Origin of the sequence: Amycolatopsis sp. H20-H5 (assembly GCF_035828755.1) — a bacterium.
In the GTDB taxonomy this organism is placed as follows: Bacteria; Actinomycetota; Actinomycetes; order Mycobacteriales; family Pseudonocardiaceae; genus Amycolatopsis.
Genome location: NZ_JAYMZS010000140.1, coordinates 1 through 20,580, shown reverse-complemented (window position 1 = coordinate 20,580; position 20,580 = coordinate 1). Strand labels below are relative to the sequence as shown.

Sequence of the window (20,580 nt, the reverse complement as noted above, 5' to 3'; positions counted from 1 at the left end):
GAAGGCCACCATGACGGCGTTTAACGCCGTCATGGTGGCCTTCAGGGACCTTCGCGGCTGAGCTGTCCGCCCCTCAGCCGTGCAACGCGCGGTAGGACGCGGCGGCGCCGGGATGCAACGGCACCGGGCTGGTGCCGATCAGCGTCCGCACGTCGAGGAACTGGGTGCCGACGGCTTGCGCGGGGACCAGGTCGGCGGCGTGGTTGACCAGTACGCGGACCGCCGCGGCGGCGACCTCGTCGGGCAGCGACGGCGAGCACACCAGCAGGTTGGCGACGCCGATCGTGGCGAGCGCGCCGACACCCCGGTAGGCCCCGGCCGGGACCAGGACCTGCTCGTACACCGGCCCGTAGACCCGCCGCAGGGCCGGGAGCACCGGGTCGAGGGGGATCAGCGAGATCCTCGTGCGGTCGTTGAGCTCGGCCAGCGCCGGGGTCGGGATCCCGCCCGACCACAGCAGCCCGTCGACGCTCCGTGCGCCGAGCGCGGCGACGGCCTCGAGCAGGGGGAGGTTCCGAACGTCAGCCCGGACGCCAGCCTGGCCGAGCAGCCGCTCGCCGAGCACCGAGGCGCCCGAACCGCTCGCCCCGAGCGACACCGGCCTGCCCGCGAGCTCCGCGAGGGTGCGCACGGGCCCGTCCGCGCGAACGACGAGCTGCAGGTAGTTCTCGTACACCCGGCCGAGGGCGAGCAGCGGCAGTCGTGAGCCGAACGGGCGGAGCCCACCGGTCGCGGCCTGGGCGACGTCGGCGAGCGCGAGTCCCAGGTCCGCTTGGCCGCCGAGGACCCGCCGGACGTTGTCGAGGCTGCCCTCGGTGGCCATCGGCGTGCAGCGCAGCCGGGGTTCGGCCCGGTTCAGCTGCGCGGCGAGCAGCTCCGCGAAAGCCAGGTAGAAGCCGCCGTTCTCGCCCGCGGCGACGGTGACCGCGCGTTCGTCGCCCTGATAGCCCGACGTCGAACAACCGGCCAGCAGGCCGAGTCCGCCGAGCAGCGCGGTGCGCCTGGCGACGGTCACGGCACGACCTCCAGCGGCAGTTCGACCCTGACCTCGAGCCCGTGCGGGCTGACCGGCCGCAGGTCCAGCCGTCCGCCCCTGGCCAGCGCCTGCTGGCGGGCGATCGCCAGGCCGAGTCCGGTGCCACGCGGCGCCCCGTCGCCGCCCGCCCGCCAGAACCGCTCCGTCGCGCGGGCCCGGTCCTGTTCGGACAGTCCCGGCCCGTCGTCGGCGACGGTGAGCGTGGCCGTCCCGGCCGCGGGGTCGGTCTCGTACCCGGCCGTGATCGTGGCGCCCTTCCCGGCGTAGTGCACGGCGTTGTCCAGCAGGACGTCGAGGATCTGCGCCAGCTCGCCCTCCGTGCAGCGCACCGGTACCGGCTCGAGATGCCCGGCAGAGGGCACCAGCGTCGCCGCGGCGTTTTCGGCCGACGGCCGCCACGCGTCCACCCGTTCGGCTATCACCGTGGGCAGGTCGCCGGGTTCGTCGCCGGGCTCGCCCGCCGCCAGGCGGGTGGCCGCGCTTTCCGCGAGGGCCAGTGCGAGCAGCCCGTCGAGCAGCGATTCGAGCCGTTCCACCTCGGCGACCGTGGCGTGGTAGGCCCGCTGGCCGGACCCGTCGACCTGCGCGGCGAGGGAGTCGACCCGCAGGCGCAGCGCGGCCATCGGGTTCCGCAGCTGGTGGGAGGCTTCCGCGACGAGTCTTCGCTGCTGCTCGGCGGCCTCGACCACCGCTTCGGACATCCGGTTGAACGAGGTGGCGAGCGAGCGGAGTTCCCGGGGCCCCGCCCGGTCGGGCACCTCGGCGCGGTGCCCCGCGGTCACCGCGAGCACCCCGGTCTCCAGCTCGTGCAGCGGCCGGACCGTCCAGCGGGCCAGCAGCACCGCGAGCAGGACGAACAGGGCGGCGGCGAGCAGCGCGCCCGCGCCGATCGCGCTCCACCGGGCGGCGACGTCGGCCGCGGCCGCGGTGACCGAAGCGCGCAGGACGACCACCCCGGCCACCCGCGTGCCGGTGCCGACCGGCCTGGCGAACAGGACCGGCTCGGCCGACCCCGGGCCGAGCCTGGCCGGGGCGGGTGCTGGCTCGTTGCGCATGGTCGCCTCGATCAGCGCGTGGACCTCCGGCGCACCCGCGTTCAGGCCGCCCGCCTGCACCAGGGGCGTCCGCTGGGCGTCGACGATGACGACACCCTCGCCGTAGAGCTCGGCGTAGCGGCTCGCGTCGGCGGCGAGCGCGGCCGGGTCATGGGCGTCGACGGCCTGCTGGGCGAGCACGACGAAGCGGTCGACGTCGGCCGACCGGGTGATCACCAGCTGCTGGGTGCGCTGCTCCGCGGTGGCTGTGAGCAGCGGGACGGCGAACGCGGCGACCACCGAGAGCGCCATCGCGACGAGGACCACCAGCAGCCGGGCGCGCACCGGTCAGTCCCGGCCCAGCCGGTAGCCGAAACCCCGGATCGTGGTCAGCAGCCCGGGGCGGTTCAGTTTCGCCCGCAGCTGCGTGAGGTGGACGTCGAGCGAGCGGGACACGGCGAGGTACGCGTCGCCCCAGACTTCGTCCATCACCTGCTGGCGGCTGACCGCCGTGCCGGGCCGGGCGGCCAGCACGGCGAGCACCTCGAACTCCTTGGTCGTCAGCCCGATGTCGGTCCCGCCTGCCAGCACCCGGCGGCCGCCGAGGTCGATCTCGACGTCCTCGATCCGCACGACCTCGCCGGGTTCGTCCCCGCCCCGAGCCCCCGCCCGGCGGACGACGGCGTCCATCCTGGCCACCAGCTCGGCCAGCCGGACCGGCTTGGTGAGGTAGTCGTCGGCGCCCAGGCGCAGCCCGCGCACCACCGACCGCTCGTCGCCGCGGGCGGTGAGCACGAGCACCGGGATCGCGGAGACGTGCCGGACCTTCCGCAGCACCTCCAGGCCGTCCATATCGGGCAGTCCCAGGTCGAGCAGCAGGACGTCGGCGTCGCGGTGCCGGTGGAGCGCGTCGGCGCCCCGGCCCACGTGGGCGACGGAATGACCGCGCGCCTGCAGCGCCTCGGCGAGCGCGCCGGCGACCCCGGCGTCGTCCTCGACGAGCAGCACGCGCACGGTCATCCCTTCCGGCTCATTCCCCTCGGCTCTTTTCCAGCTCGGAGCTCTTCGAGGTCTCCCGCATTGTGCCGTACACGATGAGCGAAACCAGGACACAGCCCGCGACGTAGTAGAAGAACACCTCTTCGATGCCCTTGCTCTTCAGCCACTGGGCGATCAGTTCCGCGGTGCCGCCGAAGATCGCCACGGTCAGCGCGTAGGGCAGCCCGACGCCGATGGCCCGGATCTTGGTCGGGAACAGCTCTGCCTTCACGATCGCGTTGATCGAGGTGTACCCGGCGACGATCACGAGCCCGGCCAGTACCAGCAGGAACGCGACCACCGGCTGTTTGGTCGAGCCCATCAGGGTCATCAGCGGGACGGTGAGCAGCGTGCCCGCGATGCCGAAGAACATCAGCAGCGGGCGGCGGCCGATGCGATCGGACAGCTTGCCCGCGAACGGCTGCAGGATGGCCGCGACCAGGATCGCGCTGAACAGGATCAGGGTGACCGTCCGGCGCGGGATGCCCGCGGTGTTCTCGAGGAACTTCTGGCTGTAGGTGGCGAAGGTGTAGAAGGCGACCGTGCCGCCGAGGGTCAGCCCGACGACGAGCGCGATCTCCTTCGGGTACTTGGCCAGCGCGCGCAGGGTGCCCTGCTCGCCCGCGTTCCTGCCGGTGCCGCCGCTTTCGGCGCTCGCCTGCTTGAAGCTTTCGGACTCGTCCATGCCGCGACGCAGGAACATCACGATCACCGCCGCGACCGCGCCGACGACGAAGGCGATGCGCCAGCCCCAGGAGGTCAGCTGCGCTTCGGTGAGCAGGCTCTGCAGGATCAGCTGGAGGCCGAGAGCCAGCAGCTGGCCGCCGTAGAGGGTCACGTACTGGAAGCTCGAGTAGAACCCGCGCTTGCCCGGCGTCGCCACCTCCGACAGGTAGGTCGCCGAGGTGGAGTACTCGCCGCCGACGGACAGGCCCTGGATCAGCCTGGCCACCAGCAGCAGGATCGGCGCCGCGATGCCGATGGTGTTGTAGTTCGGCGTGACGGCGATCATCAGCGAGCCGAAGGCCATCAGCGTGACCGACAGCACGAGCGCGTTGCGCCTGCCGAACCGGTCCGCGAAGCGGCCGAGCATCCAGCCGCCGAGCGGGCGCATGAGGAAGCCCACGGCGAACACGGCGGCCGTGCCAAGGAATGCGGCCGTGGTGTCCTTGGTGGGAAAGAAAGATTTGGCGAAATAAGTCGTAAAGGCCGCGTACGCGTACCAGTCGTACCATTCGATCAGATTGCCGATCGAGCCGCGGAGCACGTTTCCGATAACGCGTTTCTCGCTGACGGGCGAGGTGTCGCTCAGCCGGGTTGTCATCGTTGACCTCCTGTGTTCTGGCTCACGGTGAACAATCGGCGACCTCGCGGCAAGCACCGGCGGCAGTTCCTAACAGTCGCTTAGGACGATTGCCGTTACCGGGAGGTAGGGGCACTGCGGCCGCGCGGCTCCACGGGTGAGCCGATAACCTCAGCGCGTCAGCGAAATGTCGACGCGAGGAGTACTCGGTGGGACGGTCGGTTCTGGTCACTGGTGGCAACCGAGGAATCGGGCTGGCCATCGCTCGAGACCTCGCCGCGCAGGGGCACAAGGTCGCGGTCACGCACCGCGGGTCCGGCGCGCCCGAGGGCCTGTTCGGCGTCACGGCCGACGTGACCGACACCGAGCAGATCGACGCCGCGTTCAAGCTCGTCGAGGAGCATCAGGGGCCGGTCGAGGTGCTCGTGTCCAACGCGGGCATGACCGACGACACCCTGCTCATGCGCATGAGCGAGGAGCAGTTCAGCCGCGTCGTCGACGCCAACCTCACCGGCGCCTACCGGGTGGCCAAGCGCGCCTCGCGCGGCATGCTGCGCGGCAAATGGGGCCGGTTCATCTTCATCTCGTCGGTGGTCGGGCTCACCGGCTCCGCCGGCCAGGTCAACTACGCGGCCAGCAAGGCGGGCCTCGTCGGGTTCGCCCGGTCGCTGGCCAGGGAGCTCGGCTCCCGCAACATCACCTCGAACATCGTGGCCCCCGGGTTCGTGGCGACCGACATGACCGCCGCGCTCGGCGAGGACCGCGCCAAGGAGATCCTCGCCCAGGTGCCCACCGGCCGGTACGCCCAGCCGGAGGAGATCGCCGCCGCCGTCCGTTTCCTCGCCTCGGAAGAGGCCGGGTACGTCAACGGCGCGGTGCTGCCCGTCGACGGCGGCCTCGGCATGGGCCACTGACCAAGATCATCCCGTAGACCCACTCCGACTGGAGGACTTTCGTGCCCGGACTGCTCGAAGGCAAGCGCCTGCTGATCACCGGTGTCATCACCGACGCCTCGCTCGCGTTCCACGCGGCCAAGATCGCCCAGCAGGAGGGCGCCAAGGTCGTGCTCACCGGTTTCGGCCGGATGTCGCTGGTCGAGCGCATCGCCAAGCGGCTGCCCGAGCCCGCCCCGGTGATCGAGCTCGACATCACCGACCAGGAACAGCTGGACTCGCTCGCCGACCGCGTCCGTGAGCACGTCGACGGCCTGGACGGCGTTCTGCACTCGATCGGCTTCGCTCCGCAGACCTGCCTCGGCGCGCCGTTCCTGGACGCGCCGAGTGAAGACGTGAAAATCGCGGTCGACGTCTCGGCGTTCTCGTTCAAGTCGCTCGCCGTCGCGACCTTGCCGCTGCTGAGCCGCGGTTCGTCGATCGTGGGCATGGACTTCGACGCGCGTGTCGCGTGGCCCGCCTACAACTGGATGGGTGTCGCGAAGGCCGCGCTGGAGTCGGTCAACCGCTACCTCGCGAAGGAGCTCGGGCCGCAGGGCATCCGGGTCAACCTGGTCAGCGCGGGTCCGATGAAGACCATGGCGGCGAAGTCGATCCCCGGCTTCAGCGATCTCGAGGACGGCTGGAACGACCGCGCGCCGCTCGGCTGGGACAGCTCCGACCCGGACCCGACCGCGAAGACCGTCTGCGTCGCGCTGTCGGACTGGCTGCCCGCCACCACCGGCTCGATGATCATGGTCGACGGCGGCGTGCACGCCCTCGGCATCTGACGGTTCTTCCGACTGCCCCTGAAGGCCACCATCACGGCGTTTTACGCCGTGATGGTGGCTTTCAGGGACGGACGTCGGCGAACAACGCGGCGGCGCCGTCGACGTCACCGGCGGCCAGCCGGGTCTGGAACTCGGTCACCACGGTGCGGGTCTGCTCGGTCATGGTTCCTCTTCTCCTTGATGGGGTCTTCTGTACCGCGCCGGGCGTCGTCGGACCGCTGGACTCCGGCCGCGAAGGTCAGGACGGCGAGCGCGGCGACGCCGAGCGCGATGCTGACCCAAGCCACGCTGGGGTAGCCGAACCCGCCGCCGATGGCGAGTCCGCCGAACCACGGGCCGACGGTGTTGCCGACGTTGAACGCCGAGGTGGTGCTGGCGCCGACCAATGTCGGCGCGTCGTCCCCGGCGACGGTGAACGCGCGGACGTTCAGCGCGGGGTTGATGGCGAAACCGCCCGCGCCGATCGCGATCACCGCGGCGATGGCGACCGGTGTGCGGGGCCCGGCGAGCGCCAGTGCTACGAGCGCCGCGAGGGCCAGTCCCATGCCGCCGTACAACACGGCGAAGGGCCTGGTGTCAGCGAGTTTGCCGCCCAGCGTGATCCCGGCCAGCGCGCCGACGCCGAACAGCGCCAGCACGAGCGGCATGGCACCGGACGGCAGTCCGTTGACCTCGACCAGCAGCGGGGCGAGATAGCTGAACGTGGCGAAGGTCATCGCCTGCGAGAGCGCGATGACGCCCAGCGCCAGCCACACCCGGCCGCGCCGGTACAGCCGCAGTTCGGTGTGCAGGCTCGGCGCGTCGCCGTCGGCGCGAGTGGCCGGGACGAGCGTGAGTACGGCCACCAGTGCCACGAGCGAGAGCGCGGCGACGGCCCAGAACGCGGATCGCCAGCCGGCGTGCTGTCCCAGGAAGGTCCCCGCCGGGACGCCGGCGATGTTGGCGACCGTGAGACCGCCGACCAGCACGGCCAGCGCCCGGCCCCGGCGTGCGCGCGGCACCATGGAGATCGCGGTCGCGGCGGCGACCGCCCAGAACCCGGCGCAGGCCAGCGCGCTGACCACCCGGGTGACGAACAGCAGGCCGTAACCCGGGGCGAGCGCGCCCACGACGTGAGCCAGCGCGAAGACGCCGAGCAGGGCGACGAGCGTGGTGCGCCGGGGGAGTTTCAGCGTCGCGGCGGCGAGCACGGGCGCGCCGACGACCATGCCGATCGCGAAGGCGGAGATCAGCAGGCCGGTGGCGGGGACGCTGACACCGAGATCGGCCGCCATGCCGGGCACCAAGCCGGTGATCATGAACTCGGAGGTGCCGAGCGCGAAGACACTGAGCCCGAGGACGAGGACCGCGAGTGGCACGAGAAGTCCCTTCATTATGGATTGATCAGTACAAAATGAGCGCGCCAACGTGCCAGGCCGGGTTCAGGACCGGTCAGGCGGCGAGGGCGCCCAGTGCGATTTCAGCGACGGCGAGCATCTCGGGTTCGCCCGCGCCGCCCCGCGACATCAGCCGCAGTCCGCCGATGGAGGCGTGCACGAACTGGGCCAGCTCCGCCGCGGCCCGGCCGGTGGTGATGGTCCCGTCGGCCTGGCCCGTCCGGATCGTCCCGGCCAGCATGGCGAGATGACTTTCGGTGTCCGCCCTGACCCGGGCGTTCACCGCGGCGTCACGGTCGCCGAACTCGGCGGCCGTGTTGACCATCAGGCAGCCCCGATGCCCGCTCTTGAGCTCCTCGGCGACGGTGCCTTCGAGCAGCGCGCGGATCCGGTCGAGCCCGTCCTCCGCGGTGTCGAGCAGGGCGTTCCTCGTGTGCACGCCGGTTACGCTGTAGTGCTCAAGTGAGCGCTGGAACAACTCGTGCTTACTGCTGAACGTGTTGTAGATGCTGCTGCGGCCCAATCCTGTGGCCGCGCACAAGTCCTGGGTTGAGGTGCCTTCGTAGCCCCTGTCCCAGAAGGCGTTCATCGCGGCGTCGACGGCTTGCTGTTCGTCGAACTCCTTCGGCCTGGCCATATCGTCACCGTACCAGATTTTGGATAGACCGGTACAGAACCTGCCCGGTGCTGCGTGCGCCCGGCCACAACGGCAAGATGGACGGGTGGGTTACGACGCGTTGTTATGGCTTTCGTTCGGCGGTCCCGAGGGTCCCGACGAGGTGATGCCGTTCCTGGAGAACGTCACCAGGGGCCGGGGGGTACCGCGCGAGCGGCTCCTGGAGGTTTCCGGGCACTACCAGCACTTCGGTGGCGTCTCGCCCATCAACGGGCTCAACCGCGACGCTATCGCGGCGGTGGAGAAGCAGCTCGCCACGGCCGGGATCGAGCTGCCGGTGCACTTCGGCAACCGCAACTGGGCGCCCATGGTCGAGGACACCCTCGCCGAGATGACCGCGAACGGCGTCCAGCGCGCGCTGGTGTTCCCGACCAGCGCATACGCCGGGTACTCGGCCTGCCGCCAGTACGACGAGGACATCGAGCGCGCCCGCGCGGCCGTCGGTGCGAACGCCCCCGACCTGGTGAAGCTGCGCCAGTTCTTCGACCACCCGTTGTTCGTCGGCGCGATCGCCGACGCCGTCCGCGCCGCACACGCGAAGCTCGGCGACCTCCCCGGCACCCGGACGGTGTTCTGCGCCCACTCCGTGCCTTCGAGCGCCGACCGCGCCGCCGGCCCGCCCGAGGAGGGCGGCCACCGCTACTCCCGCCAGATCGCCGAAGCCGCCCGGCTGGTGGCGGCCGAAGCGGGTATCGAGACCTACGACGTCGTCTGGCAGTCCCGGTCCGGCCCGCCGCAGGTGCCGTGGCTCGAGCCGGACATCGTCGACCACATCGGCGCGCTGCACGCCGACGGGGTCACTTCGGTCGTCGTGTGCCCGGTGGGGTTCGTCTCGGATCACCTGGAGGTGATCTGGGATCTGGACAACGAGGCGGCCGAACGCGCCGGTGAGCTCGGGATGGGCTTCGCCCGCGCGGCGACCCCGGACACCGACCCGCGTTTCGCGGAGCTCGTCGTCGAGCTGATCCGCGAGCACCTGGAGGACGTACCGGCGCGGAAGCTGTCGCCGTTCCCGTCCGCGGGCTGCACGCTCAACGGTGCGCCTTGCGCCATCGGCTGCTGCGAGCCCGCGAAGCGCCCCACCCGCTGACAAGCGCCATGAACGGAGTCGGGCTACGGCGTCCGGTCCGCCTGGTCGGCGAAAACCCGCACGGCCTCGTTGACCGCCGCGCAGCGCGCGTCGCGCACGGCGTCGGACAGCGGTCGCAGGGCCTCGGCACGGCGGACCGTCGCCGAGGCTGACAGGGCGCCGCCGGGGTCGTCGGTCTGCGCGATGGCCAGGATGGCGGTGATCTCCTCCGCGCGCTGCAACACGCGCAGTGAACGTCCCGGGGTCCCGGCGGGCCACTGGACGTCCGGCGCTGAGCGCAGCCGGGCGGAGAGCTCGGCGCGGACGCCCCTGCGGTCGCTGGCGACGTCGAGAGTCTGCAGCGCGCCCGCGCTGGCGCGGATGGCGTCGGTGAGGCCGTGCTCGGCTTCGGCCAGCCCGCGATACTCGGGCTGGGTCCGGTTCGTCAGCGAGAACACCGTCCACCGCATCAGGCCCTCCGCGATCGCCTGGGGGACCACGCCGAAGCCGAGTTCGGGCAGCACCGCGGCCTCGCCGCTGCGCAGGGCCGATTCGGTGAACGGCCCGCCACCGCCGAGCCCGCGGACGTCGCCGGGCACCGGGAGCACCAGCTGCAGGTTCGTCGCGCTCTGCGCGCGCAGGGCGACGAGCAGCTGCACCGGGGTCGCGGCGCGGTTGAACGCCAAGGGCAGCTCGAACGCGTCCGCCGCGGCGGGATCGGCGGCGACCACGTCATGCGCCTCTCCCCAGGACAGGAGGGCGTCGAGCACATCGTCTGACGCGGCGGCCCCGTGGAGCCACGCTGAGGACCAGACGGCGAAGGTCGCACTGGGACAGCACACGACGAGCTATTTTACCGGGCTTCACGAACAGCGTGGTCGACGCCCACGCTGGAGCTGCTCCACGTCGACGGACGGCCGAACGGTCAGTAGCGTCGTAGGAGTGAACGCAGCTCCAGCAGCTCTGCCCCGGACAGCCGGGGAACTCCGCGCGGCCGGGTACGCCCCGCGCACGATCAAACAAGAGATCCACGACAACCTGCTCGCCGCCCTGCGTGCCGGTGAGGACCCCTGGCCCGGCATCGTCGGGTTTTCGCGCACGGTGCTGCCTCAGCTCGAGCGCGCCCTGCTGGCCGGGCACGATGTGGTGCTGCTCGGCGAACGCGGCCAGGGCAAGACCCGTCTGCTGCGCTCGCTCGCCGGCCTGCTCGACGAATGGACCCCGGTGATCGAGGGCTCCGAGCTCGCCGAGCACCCCCTCGAACCGATCACCCCCGCGTCCCTGCGCCGCGCCGCCGAGCTGGGCGACGAGCTGCCCGTCGGCTGGCTGCACCGAAGCCTCCGCTACACCGAGAAACTGGCCACCCCCGACACCTCGGTCGGTGACCTGATCGGCGACGTCGACCCGGTGAAGGTCGCCGAGGGCCGCAGTCTCGGCGATCCCGAGACCATCCACTTCGGCCTGGTTCCCCGCGCGCACCGCGGCATCGTCGCCATCAACGAGCTGCCCGACCTCGCCGAGCGCATCCAGGTCGCCCTGCTCAACGTGATGGAGGAGCGCGACATCCAGGTCCGCGGGTACACCCTGCGCCTGCCGCTGGACGTGCTCCTGGTGTCGACGGCGAACCCCGAGGACTACACCAACCGCGGCCGCATCATCACCCCGCTGAAGGACCGCTTCGGCGCCGAGATCCGCACGCACTACCCGCTCGACGTCGCCGCCGAGGTGGCCGTCGTCAAGCAGGAGGCGCATCTCGTGGCCGAGGTGGGCGAGCCGCTGCTGGAGGTGCTGGCGAGGTTCGTCCGCAACCTGCGCGAGTCGGCGGTGGTCGACCAGCGTTCGGGTGTTTCGGCCCGGTTCGCGATCGCGGCGGCGGAGACCGTCGCGGCCGCCGCGCTGCGCCGCTCGGCCCTCACCGGTGAAGACCCGGCGGTCGCCCGCCCGGTCGACCTGGACGCGGTGCCAGCCGTGCTGCGCGGCAAGATCGAGTTCGAGCCGGGCGAGGAAGGCCGGGAGACCGAGCACCTCGTGCACCTGCTGCGCCGGGCTGTCGCGGAGACCGCGCGCGAGCGGTTCGCCGGTCTCGACCTGCGTCCGCTCGCGGCCGCTGTCGCCGACGGGCATCTGGTCGCCACCGGCGAGCGCGTGCCCGGCAAGGACGTCCTGGCCGCGCTGCCGGAGCTGCCCGTGCTCCACGAGGTCGCGCAGCGGGCGGGCGTCGGAGCCGACGAACCGGCCGGTCGTATCGCGGCCGCGGTCGAATTGGCGCTGGAGTCGCTGTTCCTGTCCAGGCAGCTGGCCAAGGACTCCGACGACACGACGACCGTCTACGGCCAATGAGCGCGCTCCCCGAGGGGTACTCCTACGGCCCGTGGCACGACGGGCCGGACCCGCTCGCGCCGCCTGCCGACCTGCGCGACGCGCTCGCCGAGATCGGCCGGGACGTCATGGCGGGCGCGTCGCCGCGCGCCGCGCTGGAGGAGCTGCTTCGCCGGGGCACCGAGCGGACGTCGGGCCTCGACGAGATGACCCGGCGGCTCTGGCAGCGCCGGTCGGAGATCCAGCGGCGGCACAACCTCGACGGCACGCTGCAGGAGGTCCAGCGGCTGCTGGAGCAGGCTCTCGAAGCCGAGCGCCGGGCGTTGTTCCCGGACCCCGACGACGACGCGCGTTTCCGGGAAGCCCAGCTCGACGCGCTGCCACCCGGTACGGCCGCGGCGGTGCGGGAGCTGGGTGAGTACGACTGGCGGTCCAGCGAGGCGCGGGAGAGCTACGAACGCATCCGCGAGCTGCTGGGCCAGGAGTTGCTCGACGCGCGGTTCAAGGGCATGAAGGAGGCGTTGCAGAACGCCGGGCCCGAGGACGTCGAGCGGATCAACCAGATGCTCGCCGACCTCAACGCCCTGCTGGCCGCGCACGCGCAGGGCGTCGACGACATCGCCGAGCGGTTCGACGAGTTCATGAGCCGGCACGGCGAGTTCTTCCCGGAGAACCCGCGCACGGTCGACGAGCTGATCGACGTCCTCGCCGCCAGGGCCGCCGCCGCACAGCGGATGCTCAACTCCATGAGCGCCGAGCAGCGCGCCCAGCTGGCCGAGCTTTCCCAGCAGGCGTTCGGCGATCCTCGGCTCGCCCAGCAACTGTCCACTTTGGACGCGCAGCTGCAGTCGCTGCGCCCCGGTGAGGACTGGACCTCGTCGGAACGGTTCCGCGGCAAGGATCCGCTGGGTCTCGGCGAGGGCGCGCAGGCGATGTCCGACCTGGCGGAGCTGGACGCGCTGGCCGAGCAGCTCGGGCAGTCCTATCCCGGCGCGCGGCTCGAAGACATCGACATGGACGCGCTCAAGCGGCAGCTCGGCCCTGATGCCGGGGTGGACGCGCGGCGACTGTCCGAACTGGAACGGGAGCTGCGCAGGCAGGGCCTGTTCGAGCGGGCACCCGACGGGTCGCTTCGCTTGTCGCCCAAGGCTTTGCGCCGTCTCGGCGAGACAGCGCTGGCCGATGTGGTCAACGCGCTGCGGGGCAAGGGCGGCGAACGGGAGACCGAGTCGGCGGGGGCCGCGGGCGAGCCGACGGGGTCGAGCAGGTCATGGCGGTTCGGCGACACGCAGCCGTGGGACGTGTCCCGGACGGTGCGCAATGCCGTGCTGCGGTCGGTGTCCACCGGGGAGCGCAAGGTCCGGCTCGATGTCGAGGACGTCGAGGTGATCGAGACCGAACACCGCTCGCGGGCGGCTGTCGCGCTGCTGGTGGACACGTCCTGGTCGATGGTCCAGGAGGACCGCTGGCTGCCGATGAAACGCACCGCGCTCGCCTTGCACCAGCTGATCACCACCCGGTTCCGCAACGACGCGTTGCAGCTCATCACGTTCGGCCGGTACGCGACCGCGGTCGAGCTGGCCGAGCTCGTCGGGCTGGAGGGTGCCTGGGAGCAGGGCACCAACGCGCACCACGCGCTGCTGCTCGCCGGACGGCACCTGCGCCGGCATCCCGACGCGCAGCCGGTGGTGCTGATGGTGACCGACGGTGAGCCGACCGCGCATCTGGAGCCCGACGGCTCGGCGGAGTTCTCCTACCCGCCCGAACCGCTGACCCTCTACAAGACGGTGTCCGAAGTGGACAAGCTGGCGAAGCTCGGCGCCTCGGTGACGGTGTTCCGGCTCGGGGACGACCCGCGACTGACGGACTTCGTCAACCTCCTCGCGCGGCGCTCCGGCGGCCGGGTGGTCGCGCCGGATCTCGACGGCCTCGGCGCCGCGGTGGTGGAGGACTACCTGCGCGTCCGCCGCTGATCCGGGGCTTGCCTTCACCAGTCATCGAACAGGTGAAGAAGTCAGCGATGCCAGGAGCCGTGGTCGTCGGGGCGGGGCCCGGAATCGGCCTCGCCGTCGCCCGCCGGTTCGCGCGAGAGGACCTGCCCGTCACTCTCATCGCGAGAACGCAGTCCCCGGCGGCGGCAGTCCGCGGCGCCCCCGTCCTCGCCCTGACCGCCGACAGCACCGACGAACTCGCGCTCCGGACGGCGCTCGACAAGGCGGCCGCGGAGTTCGGCACGCCGGACGTCGTGGTCTATAACGTGGCGCTCATCCAGCTGGACAAACCGGGCGAACTGTCTGTGCGCGCGCAGCTGGACGCCTGGTCGGTGAACGTCGTCGGTGCGCTCACCACCGCCGCTGCCGGAGTACGTGAGCCTTTCGCTCGGCAAAGCCGGGCTCCGCACGCTGGTGGCCCTGCTGGACAAGCAGTACGGCCCGGCCGGGGTCCACCTCGCGTCGGTGACGGTCGCGGGCGCGGTCGCGCCGGGCACGGCGTTCGACCCGGACGACATCGCCGCACCAGGGAACTGTATAACGACCTATACTGCCACGGATCGCGAGTGATCCTCGTCTCCACTTAAGCTCGTTTCCGGACTTGACCCTCACGTCGCGTGAGGCGGCATCGTCGTCAGCGCAAGGGCCGAACGGCCCAAGGGAAACGAGGGGAACGATGGAGTACCCGGTGGGCAAGGTCTCGGCAGTGGCCGGGGTCACTGTGCGCACGCTGCACCACTATGACGAGATCGGCCTGCTGCGGCCGAGCGGTCGGACTCACGCGGGCTACCGCCGTTACGACGACGGCGATCTCGACCGGCTGCAGCGGATCTTGTTCTATCGGGAGCTCGGTTTCCCCCTCGAGACGATCGCCACCTTCATGGACGACCCTGGCGCCGACGCGATGGCGCAGCTCAAGAACCAGCGTGAGCTGCTGCTCGAACGCATCGCCAGGCTCCAGCGGATGGTGGCTTCCGTCGAACACACGATGGAGGCGAAGGAAATGGGCAACGCGTTGACGCCTGAGGAGAAGTTCGAGGTGTTCGGTGACTTCCGCGAGCCCGAGGGCTACGCGGAGGAAGCCGCACAGCGGTGGGGACACACGAAGGAGTGGCAGGCGGACGTACCGCCGCTGTCGAAGCAGGACTGGATCGACTCGGAAGCCATCCGGAAGGACTGGGTGCGACGACTGGTCGCCCTGGTGGACGCCGGGGCCGCGCCCGGCACTGCCGAGGCGATGGACCTCGCCGAAGAGCACCGCGCGATGCTCGGCCGGTTCATGGGGGAGTGCGGCTACCCGATGCAGCGCAACGTCGCCGAGCTCTACGTGACCGAGCCGGTGCAGCTGGGGTTCCTGGTGCGCGAGGACGAGCAGCGGCCGGGGATCGGCGCCTTCATCCGGGACGCCGCGGCCGCCAACGCGGCGCGCGCCGGTTCCGCCTGACCTGGGGGTGAGACGGAACCCGGCGTGAGATGAACGGACTGTTTATGGCGTTTTTCGCCATAAACAGTCCGTTCATGGCGCGGGATCGCTGGTCAGGACCGGTTTCCCACCGGGCGGGAATGCGCGCCGGAGCGCCGCCTAGAGTCGAGGGTATGCAGACTTGGTCATCGGTCGACGTGCCCCGGGTTCCCGGCACCCCCCGCCCGCTGCGGCTCCACGACACCTCGACCGGGCAGATCCGCCCGACGGCGCCGGGTGCCACCGCCCGGATGTACGTCTGCGGCATCACGCCCTACGACGCCACCCATCTCGGCCACGCCGCGACGTATCTCGCGTTCGACCTGGTCAACCGGCTGTGGCAGGACGCCGGGCACGAGGTCCATTACGTGCAGAACGTCACGGACATCGACGAGCCGCTGCTCGAGCGCGCCCAGCGCGACAAGGGTGACTGGATCGTGCTCGGCATGCGGGAGACGGCGCTGTTCCGCGAGGACATGACGGCGTTGCGGGTGGTGCCGCCGCGGCAGTTCGTCGGCGCGGTCGAGAGCATCCCCGAGATCGTCGAGGTCATCGCGAAGCTTCTCGCCGACGGCAGTGCCTACCGGGCCGACGACCCGGAGTACCCCGACGTCTACTTCGACCACCGCGCGAGCGGGCATTTCGGGTACGAGTCGAACTACGACCTCGAGACCATGAACAAGCTGTTCGCCGAGCGCGGCGGCGACCCGGACCGGGCAGGCAAGCGGCACCCGCTGGACGCGCTGCTGTGGCGCCTCGCCCGGCCGGGTGAGCCCTCCTGGGAGTCCGAGGTCGGGGAGGGCAGGCCCGGCTGGCACATCGAGTGCAGCGCGATCGCGGTCAACCGGCTCGGGCTCGGCTTCGACCTGCAGGGCGGCGGCTCGGACCTCGCGTTCCCGCACCACGAGTACAGCGCGGCGCACGCCGAGGCGCTGGCGGGGGACCGGCCGTTCGCGCGGCACTACACGCACGCCGGGATGATCGGGCTCGACGGCGAGAAGATGTCCAAGTCGCGCGGCAACCTGGTCTTCGTGTCGCGGCTGCGCGCCGACGGCGTCGACCCCGGCGCCATCCGGCTCGCGCTGTTCGCCGGTCACTATCGCACCGACCGGGCCTGGACCGATGCCCTGCTGGCCGACGCGAACACGCGGCTGGAACGCTGGCGCGAGGCCGTGTCGCTGTCGGCGGGCCCCGCGGCCGAGGACACTGTCGACCGGCTGCGCGAGCACCTCGCCGACGACCTCGACACCCCGAAGGCGATCGCGGCCCTCGACGCCTGGGTCACCGAGGCCCTGCGCCGCGACGGCACCGACACCGGCGCACCCGGCTTGATCAAGCTGGCCGTCGACAGCCTGCTCGGCATCGCGCTCTAGAACTGTCCCTGAAGGCCACCATGACGGCGTTAAACGCCGTCATGGTGGCCTTCAGGGACCACTCAAGCTGTATAACGACCTATACGGCTTGGCGGGGGCGCGCGGGTGGGTTAGGTGCCTTGGGCAGGTCGGCGGGGACGAGGGCGAGGGTGTCGCCGGTGAAACGGCGGCGGAACAGCCGGTCGTGCGAGACCACGACGACCGCGCCCCGGTAGGTCGCAGGAGTGTGCGTCCCGGGAACGCCTTCGAAACATGGTCGAGTGTCACGGTCGCAGTCATGGGCGAACCTCTTTTCCGGCTTCGAGTTCGAGGGTTTGTCCCTGCCAGCCACGGCGCAGCCAGCGGTCGTGCGAGGCGATCACCACCGCGCCCGGTGCCGTGCCGAGCGCGGCGAACAGCTCTTCCGCCAGCGACAGCGAGATGTGGTTGGTCGGTTCGTCGAGCAACAGGACCTGGGGTGGTTCCGCGAGCAGCACGGCGAGCGCGAGCCGCCGCCGCTGGCCGACCGACAGCGCCCCGACAGGGGTGCCGAGATCCTTGGGCGCGAGCAGCCCCAGAACGCTGAGCGCCGGTGCCTGCTCGCCGAGCGTCTCCCGGTAGACGCGCTGGGCGCTCTTGGCCGGATCCGGGAACGTCACGTCCTGTTCGAGCAGGCCGATCCGCACCCCGCGTCCACTGTGGACAGTTCCGGAGGACGGCGTCAGCCTGCCGGAGAGGACCTCGAGCAGGGTGGATTTCCCCGCCCCGTTGCCGCCGGTGATCAGGAGTCGCGACGAGGTCGTGATGTCCAGGGTCGCCAGGCTGAGCCGTCCGGCCAATTCGAGGTCACGCACGGAGAGCGCGATCTTGTCCGAGCCGGTCCGGCCGGTCAGCTCACCCCGGAACCGCAGCGGCGCCGGGGGCTTGCGCACCTGGTCCCGGTCCAGCTCGTCGAGCCGCAGCTGGGCGTTGCGGACCCGGCGGGACACCTGTTTCTGCACCCTCCCCGTCTTGAAGCCGTAGAGCATTTTGTCCTTGTCGCGCGCCGCCCGGTTGTGCGCGACGCCGCGGGCGGTGACGTCCACCGATTCCCGCAGCTCCTTGAGTTCGTCCTGTTCTTCGGCGTGACGCTGTGCCCAGCGCGCGCGTTCGGCGCGCTTTTGCACGAGGTAGTCCGAATACGTGCCGCCGTAGCGGGCAGGCCCGCCGAGCGCCGGATCGAGGTCGACGATGTCGGTGCACACCGCGTCGAGGAAGACGCGGTCGTGCGAGGACAGCACCATGACCCCGGTCCAGGTCGCCAGGTGTCGCTCGAGGAACTCCATGGCCGGGTCGTCGAGGTGGTTGGTCGGCTCGTCGAGCAGCAGGGTTTCCGGCCGCCTGATGAGCAGCGCGGCGAGGCCGAGCCTCGAGCGCTGCCCGCCCGACAGGGTGCCGAGCGGGCGCGCCGGGTCGATCCCGCCGAGCCCCAGGCCGTCGCACACCAGCTCGGCCCGCCGGTCGGCGTCCCACAGATCGTGTGACTGGGCCCAGTCGAGCACCCGGCCGTACTCGTCGAGCACGCCCGCGTCACCGGGCCGGTCGGTGACGAGCGCGGTGAGTTCGTCGAGCCGCGCCTTCGCCGCCCGGATCTCGGCGAGCGCGCCGTCGACGACGTCGGAAAACCTGGCGCTGCCGGGAAAGGGCAGCTCCTGGAGAAGGAAGCCGACGTCGTCGCCGCGCCGGACCTCGCCGGACTGCGGTGACTCGACCCCGGCCAGCAGCCGGAGCAGCGTGGATTTCCCGACGCCGTTCTCGCCGACGAGGCCGAGCCGCCGGCCTGCCGACGCGATCAGTGAGACGCCGTCGAGCACCGTGCGGGTGCCGTAGGCGTGAACGAGGTCCTTGGCCTGCAAGGAAAGAGAGGGAGACATGCCGCATCACCGGGCCCTGGACAGAAGGGTTCCCCGCCGGGCGTGAAGGCCGTCCGGGAGCCGTGCTCGACCGGGAGGCTGCCTCGGGCTGAGGAGGGGGCGGGATCAGTTGTCCATGATGAACCGAAGACTAATGCAACAACTGTAGGGATAGCAACTGGTTATCGCGGAGGTCACGTCACCCGTCGGGTGGCGTGCGCGGCGCCGTCCTCGCGAAGGCGTGCGGCCTCTTCCTCGGCGTGCACGCGGCTTTCGTTGAGGAAGCCGAGCATCGCGGTGAGCTGGCGGCGGTCCAGGCGGGAGAGACCTTCGCTGAGGAAGCGTGCCATCGGCGCGTACAGCTCGGCGAGCTCTTCAAGCCGGTCGCCCAGCGGGCGGATCGAGAGCCGCCGCCGATCCGAAGGGTCGGGGACCCGCTCGACGAGCCGCTCTCGTTCCATCCGGTCGAGCATGCGGGTGAGCGCGCCGGTGGTCATGCCGAGCACGCGCGCCAGCTCGGTCGGGGAGGTCGCGGTGCCGCTGCTGACCAGGTGGAGGCAGTGCAGCTCGGTGGCGGTGACACCGAGCTGATCGGCCACGGCCGCCTGGAAGAGCGCGGTGGCGCTGATGAACTGGGGGATCTCCAGCGCGGTCGCGGTGGCCAGTTCTCGCAGGTCGGGCAAGGGTGATCCTCGGGCAGTAGTTGTGTGGCGCGGTAGCTGCTTCGTGCAGCTACTTCCGGGATCAGGGTAGTCAGGGTCCTTGACAGGGCTACGAGCGCCCGACCCTTCCCACACGTGCGACCGGCGGCTGAGGACCACCGGCCGCGCGTCGGCGTTCAGTTCGCTCGCCCAGGGTGTTCCTGGTGCTGTTCGTGGTCTACGTGCTCGGCGGCCTCGTCGAGGGCTTCGCGGTGGCGACGACGGCTCGCAGGGTCGCGCCCGAGAAGCTGCTCGGCTGGGGCGCGCTGGGGCTGCTGTCGGTCGTCCAGACCGCCGTCGCACCCGTGCGTGCCGGGCGGGTGCTGAGCACCGCGTTCGCGGCGACGGCGGCCTTCACCGCGCTCGGCGCGCTGCTGGCAGGGGCGCTCGACCGTGTCCTCGGCCACGCCGTGCTCCTCGACGTCCAGGCCGGTGCGCACGTGCTCGCCGGGCTCGTCGTGCTGACCGGACTGGTACAGCCTCGGCGATCGGCGACAGCGAGAGCCCGGATTGCCTTACGGTGGGGGAGTGCCGCATCTCTTCGCCACCAGCGATCTCCACATGACTCACGAGGGCAATGCCCCGATCGTCGACTCCGTCGTCCCTGACTCGCCCGAGGATTGGCTGCTCGTCGCCGGTGACGTCGCCGAGCGGGTCGACGCGGTGATCGACACCCTGCGCGTGCTGCGGGAGCGGTTCGCCAAGGTCGTCTGGGTGCCGGGCAACCACGAGCTCTGGACGACGGCGAACGATCCGTGCCAGCTTCGCGGGCTCGCCCGGTATGAGCACCTGGTCGACCGCTGCCGTGAGATCGACGTCCTCACCCCAGAGGACGAGTTCCCGGTGTGGGAGCACGGGGATCGCCCGCTCACCATCGCCCCGCTGTTCCTGCTCTACGACTACAGCTGGCGGACGCCGGCCGCGGCGGGGGCGACCCTTGAGGTCGCGCTCGACCAAGCCAAGGAGGCCGGGGTCGTCTGCACCGACGAGTACTTCCTGCACCCCGATCCGTACCCGAGCCGCCAGGCCTGGTGCGCCGATCGGGTGAAGACCAGTGTGGAGCGGCTCTCGGCCGTCCCGGCGGACCACGGGACCGTGCTGATGTCGCACTGGCCGCTGCACCGCCATCCGACGGCGCCGCTCTACTGGCCCGAGTTCGCGCTGTGGTGCGGGACGACCGAGACCGAGGACTGGCACCTGCGGTTCCGCGCGGAGGTCGCGGTCTACGGGCATCTGCACATCCCGCGGACTACCGAAGCCGACGGGGTCCGCTTCGAGGAGGTTTCGCTGGGCTATCCCCGGGAGTGGCGGAAGCGGGCGCGCGGTCCGGTGGCGCTGCGCCGGATTCTGTAGGTTTCGCCGCGGTGGGGCCGGCTTTCTGACGCTCGCGGTGGGCGCGGACCCGGCCCCTGTTCGCGCAGGCCGGGTCGGGGCACCAGCGACGGCGCGCGCCGTGGTTGGTGAACACGCCCCGGCAGTCCTGCTCGGGGCAGACCGCGAGGTTGTGCCGCTCCGTGCCCGTCAGGTGGTCCGCCGCCTGGTGCGCGATGCGGCTCAGCGCTGCTGACGCCGTCGGTGGCGGGTCGCGGAACAGGCGCTCCTTCGCCG

General features: G+C 71.2%; 20 protein-coding genes and 1 pseudogene. 11 read left to right on the top strand and 10 right to left on the bottom strand.

The annotated features are described in order from the left end of the window. Positions 1 to 73 precede the first annotated feature (73 nt). From QMK34_RS41355 to QMK34_RS41340, 4 genes are read right to left on the bottom strand one after another with little or no spacing between them, the layout of a single operon-like run. The gene (locus QMK34_RS41355) at positions 74 to 1,015 is read right to left on the bottom strand and encodes a TAXI family TRAP transporter solute-binding subunit (RefSeq protein ID WP_326420282.1); all 942 of its coding nucleotides are present in this window, start codon (positions 1,013 to 1,015) and stop codon (positions 74 to 76) included. Continuing rightward, positions 1,012 to 2,415: a sensor histidine kinase gene (locus QMK34_RS41350; protein WP_326420281.1), complete on the bottom strand. Its 1,404-nt coding sequence runs from the start codon at positions 2,413 to 2,415 to the stop codon at positions 1,012 to 1,014. Before QMK34_RS41350 ends, QMK34_RS41355 begins: the two co-directional genes overlap by 4 nt. Before the next feature lie 3 nt (positions 2,416 to 2,418). After that, positions 2,419 to 3,090 carry a response regulator transcription factor gene (locus QMK34_RS41345; protein ID WP_326420280.1) on the bottom strand — a complete coding sequence of 224 codons (672 nt, stop codon included), beginning with the start codon at positions 3,088 to 3,090 and terminating at the stop codon, positions 2,419 to 2,421. A gap of 10 nt (positions 3,091 to 3,100) precedes the next feature. After that, positions 3,101 to 4,432, bottom strand: coding sequence for an MFS transporter (locus QMK34_RS41340; RefSeq protein ID WP_326420279.1), 1,332 nt, complete (start codon positions 4,430 to 4,432; stop codon positions 3,101 to 3,103). Between the two features lie 188 nt (positions 4,433 to 4,620). Between QMK34_RS41340 and QMK34_RS41335 the strand changes: the two genes are divergently transcribed. After that, entirely contained in the window at positions 4,621 to 5,325 is a 705-nt protein-coding gene (locus QMK34_RS41335; RefSeq protein ID WP_326420278.1) for a beta-ketoacyl-ACP reductase, read from the top strand. A 41-nt stretch (positions 5,326 to 5,366) separates the two neighbouring features. After that, positions 5,367 to 6,134 (top strand): enoyl-ACP reductase FabI, encoded by a 768-nt coding sequence (gene fabI / locus QMK34_RS41330; RefSeq protein ID WP_326420277.1) that lies wholly within the window; start codon positions 5,367 to 5,369, stop codon positions 6,132 to 6,134. Between the two features lie 104 nt (positions 6,135 to 6,238). Here fabI and QMK34_RS41325 read toward each other — a convergent pair whose 3' ends face one another. Then, the gene (locus QMK34_RS41325; protein ID WP_326420276.1) at positions 6,239 to 7,492 is read right to left on the bottom strand and encodes a Cmx/CmrA family chloramphenicol efflux MFS transporter; all 1,254 of its coding nucleotides are present in this window, start codon (positions 7,490 to 7,492) and stop codon (positions 6,239 to 6,241) included. A gap of 73 nt (positions 7,493 to 7,565) precedes the next feature. Further along, positions 7,566 to 8,147 carry a TetR/AcrR family transcriptional regulator gene (locus QMK34_RS41320; RefSeq protein WP_326420275.1) on the bottom strand — a complete coding sequence of 194 codons (582 nt, stop codon included), beginning with the start codon at positions 8,145 to 8,147 and terminating at the stop codon, positions 7,566 to 7,568. Positions 8,148 to 8,232: 85 nt separating this feature from the next. Here QMK34_RS41320 and QMK34_RS41315 point away from each other — a divergent pair, with 85 nt between their 5' ends. Further along, positions 8,233 to 9,276, top strand: a complete 1,044-nt coding sequence (locus QMK34_RS41315) for a ferrochelatase (protein WP_326420274.1) — start codon at positions 8,233 to 8,235, stop codon at positions 9,274 to 9,276. A 23-nt stretch (positions 9,277 to 9,299) separates the two neighbouring features. Here QMK34_RS41315 and QMK34_RS41310 read toward each other — a convergent pair whose 3' ends face one another. Further along, entirely contained in the window at positions 9,300 to 10,097 is a 798-nt protein-coding gene (locus tag QMK34_RS41310) for a hypothetical protein (protein ID WP_326420273.1), read from the bottom strand. Between the two features lie 100 nt (positions 10,098 to 10,197). Here QMK34_RS41310 and QMK34_RS41305 point away from each other — a divergent pair, with 100 nt between their 5' ends. The 6 genes and pseudogenes from QMK34_RS41305 (at position 10,198) to mshC (ending at position 16,400) form a co-directional block, all read left to right on the top strand. After that, entirely contained in the window at positions 10,198 to 11,595 is a 1,398-nt protein-coding gene (locus QMK34_RS41305) for a sigma 54-interacting transcriptional regulator (RefSeq protein WP_326420272.1), read from the top strand. After that, positions 11,592 to 13,547, top strand: coding sequence for a vWA domain-containing protein (locus tag QMK34_RS41300; protein WP_326420271.1), 1,956 nt, complete (start codon positions 11,592 to 11,594; stop codon positions 13,545 to 13,547). The genes QMK34_RS41305 and QMK34_RS41300 overlap by 4 nt, the downstream gene beginning before the upstream one ends. A 47-nt stretch (positions 13,548 to 13,594) precedes the next feature. Beyond that, a pseudogene (locus tag QMK34_RS41295) lies at positions 13,595 to 13,885 on the top strand (SDR family NAD(P)-dependent oxidoreductase); the annotation flags it as partial. Positions 13,886 to 13,940: 55 nt separating this feature from the next. Then, on the top strand, positions 13,941 to 14,135 hold the full coding sequence (locus tag QMK34_RS41290; protein ID WP_326420284.1) for a hypothetical protein: 195 nt from the start codon (positions 13,941 to 13,943) through the stop codon (positions 14,133 to 14,135). A gap of 106 nt (positions 14,136 to 14,241) precedes the next feature. Beyond that, positions 14,242 to 15,009, top strand: a complete 768-nt coding sequence (locus tag QMK34_RS41285; RefSeq protein WP_326420270.1) for a MerR family transcriptional regulator — start codon at positions 14,242 to 14,244, stop codon at positions 15,007 to 15,009. Positions 15,010 to 15,161: 152 nt separating this feature from the next. Continuing rightward, the gene (gene mshC, locus QMK34_RS41280; protein WP_326420269.1) at positions 15,162 to 16,400 is read left to right on the top strand and encodes a cysteine--1-D-myo-inosityl 2-amino-2-deoxy-alpha-D-glucopyranoside ligase; all 1,239 of its coding nucleotides are present in this window, start codon (positions 15,162 to 15,164) and stop codon (positions 16,398 to 16,400) included. A 275-nt stretch (positions 16,401 to 16,675) separates the two neighbouring features. Here mshC and QMK34_RS41275 read toward each other — a convergent pair whose 3' ends face one another. Both QMK34_RS41275 and QMK34_RS41270 read right to left on the bottom strand, forming a co-directional pair. Then, the gene (locus QMK34_RS41275; protein WP_326420268.1) at positions 16,676 to 18,292 is read right to left on the bottom strand and encodes an ABC-F family ATP-binding cassette domain-containing protein; all 1,617 of its coding nucleotides are present in this window, start codon (positions 18,290 to 18,292) and stop codon (positions 16,676 to 16,678) included. A gap of 173 nt (positions 18,293 to 18,465) precedes the next feature. After that, positions 18,466 to 18,954, bottom strand: coding sequence for a MarR family winged helix-turn-helix transcriptional regulator (locus QMK34_RS41270; RefSeq protein ID WP_326420267.1), 489 nt, complete (start codon positions 18,952 to 18,954; stop codon positions 18,466 to 18,468). A 182-nt stretch (positions 18,955 to 19,136) separates the two neighbouring features. Here QMK34_RS41270 and QMK34_RS41265 point away from each other — a divergent pair, with 182 nt between their 5' ends. Next, entirely contained in the window at positions 19,137 to 19,580 is a 444-nt protein-coding gene (locus QMK34_RS41265; protein ID WP_326420266.1) for a hypothetical protein, read from the top strand. Beyond that, positions 19,501 to 20,325 carry a metallophosphoesterase family protein gene (locus QMK34_RS41260; protein WP_326420265.1) on the top strand — a complete coding sequence of 275 codons (825 nt, stop codon included), beginning with the start codon at positions 19,501 to 19,503 and terminating at the stop codon, positions 20,323 to 20,325. Before QMK34_RS41265 ends, QMK34_RS41260 begins: the two co-directional genes overlap by 80 nt. On the opposite strand, the gene QMK34_RS41255 is transcribed toward QMK34_RS41260, so the two are convergent. After that, positions 20,222 to 20,497 carry a CGNR zinc finger domain-containing protein gene (locus tag QMK34_RS41255; protein ID WP_326420283.1) on the bottom strand — a complete coding sequence of 92 codons (276 nt, stop codon included), beginning with the start codon at positions 20,495 to 20,497 and terminating at the stop codon, positions 20,222 to 20,224. The two genes, QMK34_RS41260 and QMK34_RS41255, sit on opposite strands and share 104 nt — an antisense overlap. Positions 20,498 to 20,580: the final 83 nt, after the last annotated feature.